The sequence below is a fragment of the Opitutus sp. genome (assembly GCA_024998815.1).
Classification (GTDB): Bacteria; Verrucomicrobiota; Verrucomicrobiia; order Opitutales; family Opitutaceae; genus Rariglobus.
The window spans coordinates 595,367-608,862 of the sequence record JACEUQ010000002.1 but is presented as its reverse complement, the minus strand read 5'-3'; the positions used below and the strand labels follow the sequence as shown (position 1 = coordinate 608,862).

At 62.6% G+C, this 13,496-nt stretch carries 12 protein-coding genes; 4 read left to right on the top strand and 8 right to left on the bottom strand.

All coding sequences use genetic code 11. The features are described from left to right. Positions 1-19 precede the first annotated feature (19 nt). The 5 genes from H2170_10410 to trpC all read right to left on the bottom strand — a co-directional run bounded on the left by H2170_10410 (position 20) and on the right by trpC (position 3,018). On the bottom strand, positions 20-499 hold the full coding sequence (locus tag H2170_10410; protein MCS6300494.1) for a transcription elongation factor: 480 nt from the start codon (positions 497-499) through the stop codon (positions 20-22). Positions 500-570: 71 nt separating this feature from the next. Then, a complete protein-coding gene (locus tag H2170_10405; GenBank protein ID MCS6300493.1) occupies positions 571-1,050 on the bottom strand; it encodes a Uma2 family endonuclease in 480 nt (159 codons plus the stop codon). Between the two features lie 7 nt (positions 1,051-1,057). Then, positions 1,058-1,294 carry a hypothetical protein gene (locus tag H2170_10400; protein MCS6300492.1) on the bottom strand — a complete coding sequence of 79 codons (237 nt, stop codon included), beginning with the start codon at positions 1,292-1,294 and terminating at the stop codon, positions 1,058-1,060. 4 nt (positions 1,295-1,298) lie between these two features. Next, on the bottom strand, positions 1,299-2,144 hold the full coding sequence (gene rsmA, locus H2170_10395) for a ribosomal RNA small subunit methyltransferase A (protein MCS6300491.1): 846 nt from the start codon (positions 2,142-2,144) through the stop codon (positions 1,299-1,301). 73 nt (positions 2,145-2,217) lie between these two features. Continuing rightward, positions 2,218-3,018 (bottom strand): indole-3-glycerol phosphate synthase TrpC, encoded by an 801-nt coding sequence (gene trpC, locus H2170_10390; GenBank protein MCS6300490.1) that lies wholly within the window; start codon positions 3,016-3,018, stop codon positions 2,218-2,220. Positions 3,019-3,249: 231 nt separating this feature from the next. Here trpC and H2170_10385 point away from each other — a divergent pair, with 231 nt between their 5' ends. Both H2170_10385 and H2170_10380 read left to right on the top strand, forming a co-directional pair. Then, positions 3,250-3,921 carry a MazG family protein gene (locus H2170_10385; GenBank protein MCS6300489.1) on the top strand — a complete coding sequence of 224 codons (672 nt, stop codon included), beginning with the start codon at positions 3,250-3,252 and terminating at the stop codon, positions 3,919-3,921. Beyond that, a complete protein-coding gene (locus H2170_10380) occupies positions 3,887-4,831 on the top strand; it encodes a tyrosine-type recombinase/integrase (GenBank protein MCS6300488.1) in 945 nt (314 codons plus the stop codon). Before H2170_10385 ends, H2170_10380 begins: the two co-directional genes overlap by 35 nt. Before the next feature lie 46 nt (positions 4,832-4,877). Here the strand turns inward: H2170_10380 and H2170_10375 are convergent, their stop codons facing one another. The 3 genes from H2170_10375 to H2170_10365 form a co-directional block, all read right to left on the bottom strand. Further along, entirely contained in the window at positions 4,878-5,720 is an 843-nt protein-coding gene (locus tag H2170_10375) for a hypothetical protein (GenBank protein MCS6300487.1), read from the bottom strand. Positions 5,721-5,740: 20 nt separating this feature from the next. Next, the gene (locus tag H2170_10370) at positions 5,741-5,995 is read right to left on the bottom strand and encodes a YkgJ family cysteine cluster protein (protein ID MCS6300486.1); all 255 of its coding nucleotides are present in this window, start codon (positions 5,993-5,995) and stop codon (positions 5,741-5,743) included. 189 nt (positions 5,996-6,184) lie between these two features. Then, entirely contained in the window at positions 6,185-9,391 is a 3,207-nt protein-coding gene (locus tag H2170_10365) for a DUF748 domain-containing protein (GenBank protein MCS6300485.1), read from the bottom strand. Positions 9,392-9,724: 333 nt separating this feature from the next. On the opposite strand from H2170_10365, the gene H2170_10360 reads away from it, so the two are divergent. Further along, the gene (locus tag H2170_10360) at positions 9,725-10,942 is read left to right on the top strand and encodes a hypothetical protein (GenBank protein ID MCS6300484.1); all 1,218 of its coding nucleotides are present in this window, start codon (positions 9,725-9,727) and stop codon (positions 10,940-10,942) included. A 676-nt stretch (positions 10,943-11,618) separates the two neighbouring features. Next, complete coding sequence (gene ltrA, locus H2170_10355; protein ID MCS6300483.1) at positions 11,619-13,319, top strand: group II intron reverse transcriptase/maturase; 1,701 nt, start codon at positions 11,619-11,621, stop codon at positions 13,317-13,319. Positions 13,320-13,496: the final 177 nt, after the last annotated feature.

The following is a 13,496-nucleotide window of genomic DNA, read 5'->3' as shown; positions in this document are numbered from 1 at the left end:
GGCAACTCAACTCTCCTCCTTAGGCCAGCGCGACGATCTTGTGGCTGACGGGGCCGGCGCGGCCGGGTAATTGCACGGTCGCTCCCACGCGTTGCCCCACCAATTGGCGCCCCAGCGGCGAGGCCGGCGTGACCACGGTGAAGGCCACATTGTCCACTTCGGCCTCCAGGCCACCATTGCGCGGGCCGAGGAAATAATAGTGGGGCCGACCGCGGGCCTCTAGGGTGATGAAGGCCCCGATTCCGGCGGGCGCACCTGCGGGCCAGGCGGCCAGATCGAGCCCGTGGTAAAGTGTGAGGGCTTCGACGATCTCGGCGGCTTGGCGGGCTTGGCCCTCGGCCAGATAGGCTGCCTCCTGGCCGCGCATGTCGTATTTGCCCTCGGATTTACTCTCCTCGCTGGTGGCCTCCTCGCGGGCTTCGTTGGCGGCGCGCGACTGGAGATCGAGCTCGCGCTGGAGTTGGGCGACGATCGCGTCGCGGACGGCGGACTTCTGCATTCGCGCTAACGTAGGCACCGGCATGTCCGTTGCCAGCGAAACCTGCGGCGATCCATGTCGGGCGGCCCGGCTCAAATCGTGCGGCGGGCGAACAGGTCGGAGAGCAGGTAACGCGCGCCGCTGAGGGCTGCGTCGCTGAGCAGATCGTTGTCGGTAAGAATCGCCTCCAGGCGGAAGCGCCCGCCGTTGGTGACGTAGAGCTCTATGTTTTGATAGCGGCCGTCGACGATCCACAGCCGCGGCACCAAGCAGGACGCGAGGATGTTTTTTTTGATTACCGTATCCGGATGTCGGTCACTGTTCTGCAGGACCTCGACGGCCAGGTAGAGGCGTGGGTCGTTGCGCCGAATGAGCGCAAGATCCGGGCGGATTTCCGTATCGGGGCGGAGTTTAACCAGCGAACGACGGCGCAGGAGTTGGAGCGCGGAGTTGTGGGGGAGGTTTTGCGCCACCCAGGCGTGGAGGCGGTCGCAGAGCAGCTCATGCGGGCCGTTTATTGGCCCGCGAATCAGGGGGCGACCGTCGAGAACTTCTTCATAGGGATCGGCCATGGGATACCTATTTTTTAAGGGCTCGCAGCAACACCAGCAGCGTGACGCTGCCGCCGAGTGCGAAGCCCGCTTGTATCGCGGCGGGGTTGATTTGGCGCAGTATCCACCAGCCGAGAAAGGCTCCAGCGGTGGACACGCCTAGGTTAACCGGAAGAGAAAGTTTTGGGCCCTTGCCCACCAACGTAGCGACGACACCGACAATCACACCGACCACTAACAACGTGATGAAAGTCGGGAGGTTCATGCGCTCAGCCGGCAACGGGGGCCGGGATGGTTAACTTCTGCCAGAGTGCCACGGGGACTTCTTCGGCGCGGCTTTGCGGGCTGTAGCCGCCGGCGGCCAACACCGCAAACCAGGCCTGACCGCCGTCGGGAAGTTTGTCGCGCAGGAGCGCTCCAAGCTGTTTGCGGCGCTGCTGAAAGCAGGAACGAATGAGGAGCTTAACCTCAGGTGCGAAAACAAAGGGCACGGGCTTGCGCACCAGGTTGAGCAGGTACGACTCGATGTCGGGCCGGGGATGGAAACACGCCGCCGCGACCTTGTGGCCAGGGGCAATGTCGTAGGCGGATTGCAGAAAAATCGAAATCGCGCCGAAGAGCTTGGTGCCGGGGGAAGCGGCGTAACGTTGCGCGGCTTCCTGCTGGAGCATGAGCACGAGATTCGTTGGCAACGGTCCGGAAAACACGGCGTCCATCCACGGTGTGGAAATGGCGTAAGGCAGGTTGGCCACGACTTTGAAGCCGGCGGCGGCGCGGTCGGCGGGCAGGGCCGCCAGCGGGTGTTCGACCGCATCGCCTTCGAGCAAATGGAATTTACCTGGGAAACGCGGCCCGAGCGTGGACTCCAGGTAGGCGTGGAGGTGACGGTCGAATTCGACCGCCCACAGGTCGGCGCCCGCTTCGAGCAGGGCGATGGTTAAAGTGCCCAGGCCGGGCCCGATCTCGACGACAGTGTCGCCCGCGCGCACACCGGCCAGTTCGAGGGATTTGTTAACGATATTACCATCAACGAGAAAGTTTTGCCCAAGGGCGCGCTTGGGAAAGTGGCCGAGTTGGCCGAGCAGGTCGCGGGTGGCTGAAGGAGAGAGGGGCATGTAAATACGGTGGTCCGCTACCGACTACTCATCGGCACGAATGGGTGAATTTTTAGCTGAACTTGAGAGAGAATCAGCGATTTCTGAACTCGCTGATGAGGGCGGCGGTGTCGGGCGCCTTCATGAGGGCCTCGCCGCAAAGGATGGCGTGGGCACCGGCGGCTTGCACGCGGGCCGCATCGGCCCCGGTGAAAATGCCGCTCTCGCTCACGGCGATCACGTGCTTGGGAAACAACGGGATGAGTCGCTCGCTCAAGCCGAGATCACACTTGAAAATGGCGAGGTCGCGGTTGTTCACGCCGATGATTTTGGCGCCGTGCTTTACGGCGCGCTCCAGTTCGGACTCGTTGTGGATCTCGAAGAGCGTATCGAGACCGGCGAACTTGGCGGCTTCGAACAACTTGGCGATTTCGTCGTCGTTGAGAGCACGCACGATGATGAGGATCGCGCTGGCACCGGCTTCGCGCGCCTGCAGCACCTGTATCGGGTGCACCATGAAGTCTTTGCGCAGGCACGGGATGGCCGGGCGGTTCTCGCGGAAAAACGTGGTGACGGAGCTCAGGTCTTCGAGCGTGCCGCCGAAAAATTTCTCGTCGGTGAGAATGGACAGCGCGCTGGCGCCGGCCGCGCGGTAGTTAACCGCTTGATCGGCCGCGGCAATGCCAGTGGCGATGGCACCGGCGGACGGTGAGCGGCGCTTGATTTCGGCGATCACCGCCAGTTTCCCGTCGTCGCGGCGCAAGGCGGCAGCAAACGACGGCGGCTTGGGCGCCATGGCATTGAACGCGGCCAGCTCGGGCAGCGAAACCTCGCGGATGAGCGAGGCGATTTCTTGACGCTTCCAGGCCATGATCTCGGTGAGTTTGTCGGACATTTGTGCACCACGAAACACACCAAGGTCATGAAAACCAGATTTTATGGTGCGAGGCCGGCCCGATTAGGGAAGTAGCGCAGACTTCCAGTCTGCTCCGTGCGGTTTTACTTAATCGAAGCAGACTGGAAGTCTGCGCTACTTTGACGGAGTTCTACGTTGCCGGCGCGCTACGGTACCGGAGTTCTACGTTTTTCCGTGTGTTCCGTGGCTTCCGAGGGCAACTTCCGCCGCATGAGTGCTCTTGCCGACCTTCGTAAAACCATCGCCGCCTTACGCGCGCCTGGCGGCTGTCCCTGGGATCAGGAACAAACACACGCCTCCCTCACGCGCTGTCTCATCGACGAAGTCAGCGAACTGCTCGACACCATCGACCGCCTTGATTTTTCCCACATGCGCGAGGAGCTCGGCGACGTGCTCATGCAGGTGGTTTTCCATGCGCAACTCGCCGAGGAGGCCGGCCTGTTTGACCTCGAGGCGGTCGCGGCCGAGGCCAACGAAAAACTGGTGCGCCGCCACCCGCACGTGTTCGGCACCGGCGACAAAATCGGCACCGCCGAGGACGTCATCGTGAAGTGGGAGCAAATCAAGGCCCTCGAAAAGAAGAACGGCCCGGTTCAGTCGGGCGTGTTTAAAGACCTGCCGCCCCGCCTGCCCGCCCTGATGTTCGCCGAAACCGTGTGGAAGCAGATTCAAAAAAAGAGCCTGCCCGCCGACGCCGCAGTCGATCTCGCCCAAGTTCAGGCGCTCGGCGCGCAACTCGACGAGGCCACCTTGGGCAAAATGCTCTTCGAGCTGACCGCCGCCGCGCGCGTCAAAGGCCTCGATCCCGAAGGGGCGCTGCGGCTCCACGCCACCCAAGTCATGCGCGATGTCGAAGCCCGCCTTGCTACCGCCGCCACCTGAGCCGGTGCTCACGCGCTGGTGGGCGCCGTTTGCGGATTTCCTCGAAAAGGAGCGCCGCTATTCGGCGTACACGCTGCGCAACTACCGGCAGGCGTTCGACGACTTCTACCGCTGGCTGCGCGCCGCCGGCCTGTGGGACGCAGGGTTCGACCAACTCGGCACGCGCAACACCCGCGACTTTGTCATCGAGGCGCAGAACCGTTTCGACCGCCGCACGCTGCACAACCACGTCTCCGGCCTGCGCGCGTTTTTCAAGTTCTGGCTGCTGCGCGGGCAAGTGGCGCGCAATCCCTTCCTGGGCGTGCCGCTGCCAAAACTGGTGAAACGCCTGCCGCAGTTTCTCACCGAGACGCAGATGACGCTGCTCTTAACCGGCCCGCAGCGCCTGCTGGAAAACCAGTCGCTAGATGCATTCACCGCCTGGCGCGACCGCCTGACGATGGAGTTGCTCTACGGCGGCGGGTTGCGCGTGAGCGAATTGGTCGCGCTCGACTACGGGCAGATTGATTTCAGCAGCGGCGTGGCCCGGGTGCTCGGCAAAGGCAAAAAAGAACGCCTGTGCCCGCTCGGCCGGTTGGCGATGGCGGTGCTGGGGAAATGGAAAACCGACTTCGCCCGCGACAGCGGACCGGCGGCACCGGTGCTGGTTAACGCCAAACACGAGCGCCTGCCGGTGCGCCAGGTGCAGTTGTTGTTAAAGCGCTACCTGGCGCTGGCCGACCTGCCGCTGGAGCTCACGCCGCACAAGTTGCGGCACAGTTACGCGACACACCTCCTCAACGCCGGAGCCGACCTACGCCTGGTGCAAGAGCTGCTCGGTCACGTGAGCCTGAATACGACGCAAGTTTACACCCACGTGAGCGTGGCTCGGCTGCGCGACATTTACGCCAAAGCGCATCCGCGGGCGTGAAGCTGGGGCGGGGGGAAATACGTCCTGATGCGCCCTGAGCTCCCGCTCAGAAGGTTTTGCCGGCGGCGATTTCCTCGGGGAGGAATTCCCCGTTGGCGGCGAGGATGCGGCGGGCCAGCGGCGCGAGCTCTTCGGCCGGCACCTCGACCACCTGGTTGTCGCGCCATTGGATGATGGGCAGACCGAAGCGCAGGTTCTCTAACACGGCATAGGCAAAGGCCTTGCGCATCGCCCGCATCGACCGGCGCGTCACTTCTTCAGGAGTGAACGCCAGCGGCTCTGCAAGTAGACCGTCATTATTTCCCTTGGGCATGAACGAAACGCTGGCCGCCGTTTCGATATGCGCAAGCATCCTGGCATCGGAGATCGTGAGCACGCCGTCTTTCTCTTCCGCCACAAGGTGCGGATTCTCAAAGGTGTTGTCGTAAAGGTTCCAATGGTCGAGCAGCGGCCGGTAAAGCGTGGCGAGATTGCGGATGCCGAGATGGAAGCGGCGTTGTTGCACGACGTCGGGGATGTCATGTCCGCCCTTGGCCACGCGTTGCCGCACCCGTTGGCGGGTTAGGTCCAGTTGCGGAATCCATAGAAAATCCAAATGGATGCGATAACCCGCTGCACGCATCTCGCGCAGGAGCGGTGCATAGGTGCGGCCGGAGAGCGTCGTTTCGAAGGAGAAATCCACCCGCTGGGCCGTGAGGTCGCGCAGGCGGTGCAGCATGATCCGGCCGGCTTCGAACGCGGCTTGGTCAGGGGCAAACGGCGACAGGCCGGCGGCAATCAGGTCGGCGTTGACGAACTCGCGCGTGTGCATCTCCTCGGGCAAAAAACGACGGGCGTAGGTGGTTTTGCCGGCACCATTTGGGCCCGCGATGACGAAGAGGTTGGGCATGTCGGTAAAGGTAACCGGCCTCAGGGCCGCGTGGCGAGTTCGAGCGCGGTTAACCCGGCGAACGCCTCTGCCGTGCTGGCGCCGCACATCTCCTGCGACGGTCGCAGGCTGGCGCAAAAGGCGGGGCGCTCCGGTTTGCCAAAGATCGCGCACCGCAGGTCGGGCAATAACTGCACGCACCGCTCACCGGCCTTTTTCCCGTTCGGCATGCCGGGGATCGGCGAGGTGATCGACGGCGCTATACAACACGCCCCGCACTCGGCTCGGCAGTTCATGAAGGAGAAGGAGTCGGAGGAGGAGGAGGACGGTCAATGTCCAATGACCAATGACCAATGACCAATGACCAATGACCAATGACCAATGTCCAAGGTTCAATGACCAATGACGAAGGTCCAATGACGAGGGTCCAATGACGAGGGTCCAATGACGAAGGTCAACTGCGGTGGGTTGGACGTTGATCCGGGTTACCGCAGTTGCAGGAACACCTTCGCGCCTTTGCCTTCGGGGGCGGGCGGGCTCAGGAACAGGCGGCCGGCGTCGATCTCGCCTCCAACTAAAAGGGCGTCGCGGACCTGTTGCGCGCGGCTTTCGGCGAGTTGGCGCAGGTCGTCGTCGGACACCGGAATGGCGGCGGCGAGCGCAAGGCGTGCCTCGGCCAGGGTCGGTGCAGCGGTTGCCCCCGGTGCGGTGGCGGCCCCTGTGGATGGAGCGAGCACGATCGTTTTGACGGGGGTGGGACTGGGTTTGCGCACCCTGGCTTGGTCTCGATCATAGGGAACCACACGGGCGGCCTTCGCCTTGACGGGCACCGGCGATTTTACGGCGGGAATTTCTGTTGCCGGGGTCGCGGTTGCGGCGAGCTGGGGCGTCGTGGCGGCGCGTTCAGTGAGGAACAGGCCGATGATCCGCGCTTCATCTTCCGGCGAAACCACGATTTCGGCGGGCGGCGGAGTTTGCGGGTTTTTGACGCGCAACTCCTCCCAGAGACGAAAACGCACCTGTTGGTTGAGCCGCTGTTCGCGAACGGCCGCGAGGTCGGCGGTGGCGTCGTAGCTGCCGGTGATATCAAGGTTGAGCGCGGGACGTCCTTTGAGGGCCTTGCGCAGCGTGTCGGTTTTCTTGAGCTCGGCTTCGAGCGGCAGGGCGGCACCCGGAGAAAAATCCTGATAGGCCAATTCGTCGCCGCCGCCGCCGAACGCCGCTCCGATAAGCGAGAACGGTGAGGTCGCCGCTTTCATCAGGAGGTTCACGATCACACGCAGCACCACGCGGCCGATTTTGAACTCGGGGTCGTCGAGGCTGCCCTGGATCGGCAGATCGATAATGATGTTGCCGTCGATGTCCTTGAGCAGCGCCACGCCGAGGCGCACAGGCAGGCTGGTTGCCTCCGGGCTTTGCGTCGCCGGGCCAAAGGTGAACTGGTTAAGCGTGACCACGTTGCTGCTGGTGATCGTACGCTGGGTCAGGCGGGCCTTCACGTCGACGGTCAGTCCGCTGCGCGCCAACTCGTAACCAGCATAGGTGCCGACGTAGGGGGAAATCGGCGACAGGTCGACGTGCTTCACGTCGATGAACAATTCGGTCAGCGCGCCGGGGGCGAGCGTGGCCGCCTTGGCGTCAAGTTTTCCGGTGAAGGCGACCGAGCCGGTGTTGTTGATCTGACCGCGGATGTCGACGTCGGCACGTTGAAGGTCGACCGAAGACAGTCCGGAGATGGTGCCGGAGAAATGGTCGAGCGAGAGGCGGGCCGAGGGCTTGATCGAGCGATCGGCCACGGTGACCGAGCCGTTTTTCAAGGTGAACTTGGCGAGCGACCAGACCGGGCCGGCCTCGGCCGGGGTGGCGGTGGTCGGCGCGGCGTGCGGCGTAGTTGGCGCTGCGGCGGTAGGCGATACGGCGACCCCAGGTTGAGTCGCGGCGGGCACCGCATCGGGTGCGGAGGCCGGGGCGGTTTCGCGGCGCAGGATACTGGCGAGGTTGGTGGTTTTGTCGGCGTTGATCACCAAACGGGCGGAGGGGGTATCGAGTAAAATTTCGCGGATGTGGGCGGCGAGCGGCGACGACGTGGCGTCGATCCCCAGAATGGCGAACTGGTTAAAGGTGACGAAGTCCTCGCCCTGCGCACCATCGACGGTGGCGAATTTGTCCACCGCCACATCGCCCTTGAACGTGGCGACGGTGCCGTTGAGACGGGCATTGCCCTCGACGGAGAGTGTGCCGCCGGCGATACGTAAGTTGAGCATCGGCTCGATATAGGGCGTGGCCGCAGCAAGGGGCAGCGCGGTGATTTTTAGAGCGAGGTCGGCGGCCAGCGGTTCGCGCACCGCCGAACCTGCGACGTCGATCACCCCGCCCTGCACGGTGAGCGCGGAGAATTTTACCTGAACGGGTGCTGCGGCCTCGGACAACGAGAAGTTTTTAACCGAGATATCGAGTCGGCTGAGGCCGTTTTTGGCGGGGGAGGACGGAATGCGGTCTTCGATATCGATGGCCATGCCGGAGAGGGATAACTCGCCGAGTTTGACGTCGGGCAGCGCTGTGGGCGTGGCGGGAATGGAGGCTGTGGCTGCGGCAGGAGTGGTCGTCGTTGCAGCGGGAAGGGGCGCGGAAGCGGCGAGCAGGTTGAGCAAGTTAATGGAGCCGTTGGTTTCGCGCACCACGGCGATATGGCCGCCAATGAGAGCGATGCGGGCGATGGTGGCGGACGGCTTGAGGCCATCGGCGTTGAGCCCCTCGATGGCAAACGAGGGCAGATCGATGAGCGGCGTGGTTGCCCCGCGCGCTGCGAGTTGGAAGCGCGAGAGTTTTATGGCGCCCTTGGAGAGTGCGAGTTGGCGCGCGCCTTCGGTCAGATCGAAAACGTAGCGGCCGCTGACATCGAGCACGCCGTCGAGCAGATCGGCATTGATGAGTTCGGCGTAGTAGGGTGCGTATTTTTTGAGGGAAAGCTGGCCGACGCTGAACTCGCCGGTGGAGCGCACGGGGTCGATGGAGAGGGTGCCTTTCCAGGCGAAGGTTTCGCCGGCTTCGGTGGAAGCGCTAAACGCATACGGGGCCTTGGGGTGACCGGCGGTGACGAAGTTTTGCAGGGTGAAACTGAGCGGGCCGACTGCGGTTGCGAAGGGGCGGGCGCGGCTGGCATCGGTGAACGCCAAAGCGGCGGCCGACACGTTGAGTTGGCTGATACGCAGGGGGCGGGGCGGTTTGGTGGCGGCGGCGGGTGCGGCGGCAACGGGTTCGGCTGCGGGCGGGATCAGGTCGGCAAAGTTGAATGAACCGTCCTTGGCGATGGCCACGCGCTGAGAGAAACCGTCGAGGGTGATTTCCTCAAAATGCCACTCGCTGCCGAAGAGCGAAAAGCCGTCGAAATCAACGAACAGGCGTTTCCATGCGGTAAACGGCGCGCCGTCGCGGTCCTTTATCTGCAAGCCCTCGACGGCAACCGAGAGGGTGAAGGGATTGAGGCGAATGCGCTCGATGGTGACTTCGCGGTGGAGCGCGGCGGAGAGGTGTTTGACGGCCTGGGCGCGGATGATGGGCGGCAGGCCGAAAAAGGTGAACAACACGAGGCCGATCACCACGCCAAGTGCGATCGCTGCGCGGCGCAGGCGGGGGCGTAGGCGCGATTTTTTGGCGGAAACGATGGCGGAGGCAGGCTTGGGCAAGGACATGGAGAATAGTTTAACGGGAGTGATGAAGCAGAGAGCGCCACCCTAGGCGAGGCCGAGGAAACGAAAACATGATCGAGACGAGCACAACGAGCGTTGGCGGGGGACGAGCGGAATGACGAGTGGGCGCACGAGTGGACTTTCGAGAACGTGAACGCTTTAGACCCCACAGCGGTTAACTGGCTCCCGAGGTCGCACGCACGGGGCTGGTCATGAGCGTTGCCTCGAGCGCTGGCGGCGTATTAAGAAGGCGCATGATTTGTTTTACGTTAACACGGACCCGCCCACCTCAGGTTGGGGCGACGCATCGGTTGACGCACCAGGGAGGCCGGGGCGATGTCTGAGGCAAACCCCATCCCCAGCCGCCGCGAATTCTGGGCCGTCGTTACGCTCATAGCCGGCACCTGCGGCTACTTTTTGATTTTTGCGCAGTTCGCTTTTTGGGAGCTTCTGCGGGCCCATGTCGGGGCCGATCAACTACAGGTGTCGATGATCGCGCTGGGGCTGGCCGGGGTGGCTGGCAGTGGTCTGGCGGCGTGGCGGTTCCGCTTGGTGACGTGCCAGACGGCGTTGCGCGGGGGAGCGATGGCTTGCGTGCTCGCGGCGGTGGCGGGGTGCGTGGACGCTTCGCCGGTTGCGGCGGCCGCCGTCGGATTGTCGGTGGGCTGGCTGACGGTGACACTGGTCGCGGGCCTGCGTGCGGCGGCTGGCATGCAGCACCTCGGGCGCGCGGTGGGCGTAGGCACGGGGCTGGCCTATGCGGCGTGTAACCTGCCAGGAGTGCACAGCGCCGCGCCGCTCGTTCAGGCGGGAATGGCGATCGTGTTAATGGCCGTAGCCGCCGTGGCGATTCGATGGGTGCGAATGGGCGAGGCGGAGGTTTCCCATAACGATGATTTCAGGCCGGTGCGCATGGCCGCTTGGGTCGGGATTTTTTTGGCGCTGGTGTGGATGGAATCGGCGGCTTTTTACGTGATCCAGCATACGCCGGTACTGCGGGCGGAAACCTGGGGCGGGAGCCTGCGCCTGTTGCTCAACGCGACGATCCACCTCGCGGTGGCGGTGGGCGCGGGGGTGTGGATGGATCGGGGGCGGTTTGGGCGGGTGGTGCTGGCGGGCTGGGCGGCGCTGGCCGGGTCGTGCCTGCTGCTCGACGAACGGATGCGCCCGTTCGTGGGTGTGGAGGTGCTCTATACAGCGGGCGTTTCGGCCTGTGCGGTGGCGTTGGTGTATTATGCGGCGCGAGGCGGGCGGGCGTGGCTGGTCGCGGTGCTGCTGACCATCGCAGGCGGGCTGGGGTCAGCCTTGGGCATCGGCATGGCTCAGGAGCTTAACCGCTTGCCGGTGGGCTTTGTGCTCGCCGCGTGCGCCGTGGTGACGGGTCTGCTGACGATCCGGCACAGGGGCCGGCGGCTGCGGCGGCCGTTGCTGCTGGCGGTGGCGGGGCTGCTGTGGGTGCCGGCGCAGCGCGAGGCGCGGGCTGGCGCGGTGGCTGACCTGCCGGTGGTGAACGCAACTCTAGCGGCTCACCCTATGAATTCGCGTTCAAGTTAAGCTTAATGAAATCGGTTCGTGGGGCAGCGGATGTCTTTGGGGAAACACCTTGAGCTCACGCTCAAGGCCACCGGGAGTGTGTTCTCACGGGGGAGTGTTTCCTTAAGTGGGGTGGCCTTGAACGTGAGTTCAAGGCTGCTGGAGTTTGGCCCCAAAACGAGTTGAGATCCCCCCCCAGCTAAGGTAGAAGCGTACCGCAGGTAGCAACGGCATGGGTTTCGATGCGTTCGTGGACGTGAGGGTGGCTGTTGCGAAGTCTGCGAAACTCTCCGGAGTGATCAGCTCAGATCGCCATACATGATGCGCAGCACCTGTATGGTTCTTGGCACGAGTTAAACCCGAACGCCGAAGTTTTAACCACGGAATTCACAGATGAGCACAGATAACAGAGTGTTACTGAATTTGAAGACAGGATGAAAAAAAAGGGATCAAGCTGAGTCCGTTTACCTCCTAAGGGATTGTATCTGTGTAATCTGTGTAATCTGTGGTTGGTTTGAACTTCGGAGTTCGGGTGTGCGACCATGAAACTAACAACCATAACAGTGAAAGTCTGTTCGGCCGAATTTAACGATTCGCGGTCGAAGGGCCCGGTCACGGATGCAGGCCGCGAGGCCTCGCCGGAAAGCACGACCGTGTGCCCGAACCAGTCAGCCGCAACGAAGGTGAACCCCATCCAATGAGCTCCGTTACCGAAACAACCGACGAGTCCAGCCGCTACCTGAACGGTGAAGCCTGCAAGGATCGGAAAAGGCAGTCTCGCAAAGACGTAGGACCTAAATCGTTGATTTCCGATCAACACGTCGGCGGAGTCAGCGGGGGCGGCGGGGTGGGAAAGGTCGTTAGGTTAAGTGGTGAGACCTGCGGCGGTGGGGCGTCTTGCGATGCCTCAACCACCGGCACAAGCGCGGCAAAACCTCGTAAGGCCGGACGGGCCGTGGCAGGAGTCGGAGACCTCCATAGTAGTGATGATCTAGCGGACATTAAAACCGCCGGGGAGCGAAGGGAGGGCACTTGTTCCCACGCATCACAGAGCGGCAAAGGACCCGACGATGGCTGGGGTGATGAACTCTGGATAAAAACGTCACCGAAGGTTCGGAAGCTGCAACGTGTGCTATATCGGAAAGCAAAAGCGGAGCCGCATTGGCGGTTCTATAGTTTGTATGGAGAGCTGTATCGGCAGGACATTCTGTCGGATGCGCTCGATCAGGTGATCGCCAATGACGGCGTGCCGGGAGTGGACGGGTTCGAGGTGGAAACGCTCGCAAAGAACGAAGCCTATCGGGCGGCATGGCTGCTTGCGCTGGCGGAGGAAATGCGAACGAAAACCTACCGACCCAGTCCGGTCCTGCGCGTCTATATATGGAAGGATCAGGCCAGGACCAAACGTCGTGCGCTGGGCATCCCTACGGTGAAAGACCGGGTGGTGCAAAGCGCGGCGGTGATCGTGTTGCAGCCAATCCTAGAGGCGGACTTCCATGACCATTCCTACGCCTACCGGCCGAAACGTCGGACCCATCAGGCGATGGATAAGGTCAAGGAAGCCATGCTGAGCGGAAAGGTGGAGGTGGTGGACGCGGATTTATCGAGCTACTTCGATATGATCCCGCACCGCGAACTCCTGCAATTGGTGGCCAAACGGGTGAGCGATGGGAGCGTGTTGCGTTTAATAAAAACGTGGCTGCGCGCACCCATCGTGGAAGAGGACCGGGACACGGGGTGCCGCAAGGTGAGCGCGAACCGGTGTGGCACGCCACAAGGCGGAGTTATATCGCCTCTGCTGGCGAACCTCTACCTCAACGACCTCGATCATGCGGTGAATGAGAAGTGCGAACAAAAGCCGACGATGGTGCGTTACGCCGACGACCTCCTGATCCTGTGCAAACCGGGTCAAGGGGCGGGGCTGCAAACGCGACTGAAACGGTGGCTGGAGGCACGTAAGTTAAAGCTCAACGAAGAGAAAACCCGACTGGTGGATACACGAAAGGAAGGCTTTGAGTTCCTCGGTTTTTCCGTCGCATGGCGGCAAGGCATGAAGAGCAAACGAAGGTATCCGCACGTGGAACCCAGTGCGAAAAGTCTGGCCAAGTTACGCGACAAAGTGCGGATGGAGCTAGATGTGCGAACGCGCAACCAACCGGCGGTGGCGGTGGTCCGCAAGGTCAACCAAATCACTCGCGGTTGGGCGACGGCGTTTCATTACGGCAACAGCACGCACGTGTTTAGTAACCAGCAGGCTTTTGTGCGCAACCGGTTGCGGCGGTGGCTGTGGCGAAAGTATAGCCGCACCCACGGACTCTTCGAGTTCTTCACCGACGACCGTTTGCATGGTCAATACAAACTATGGCACTGGCCGCTTACGGCGGCTTGGAAGCAATGAACTCCGCTGAAACCAAACCGAAAGAATGGGGACTCGGTAAGCCGTGTGCGGGAAAACCGCTTGCACGGTTTGACGAGGGGGAGGGTCGCGCTGACGGGTTACCGACGCGCGGCTCTCTCTACTCTACTAAACGGCCAAACTCCAGACCTTGAGCTCACGCTCAAGGGCACAAGGAGT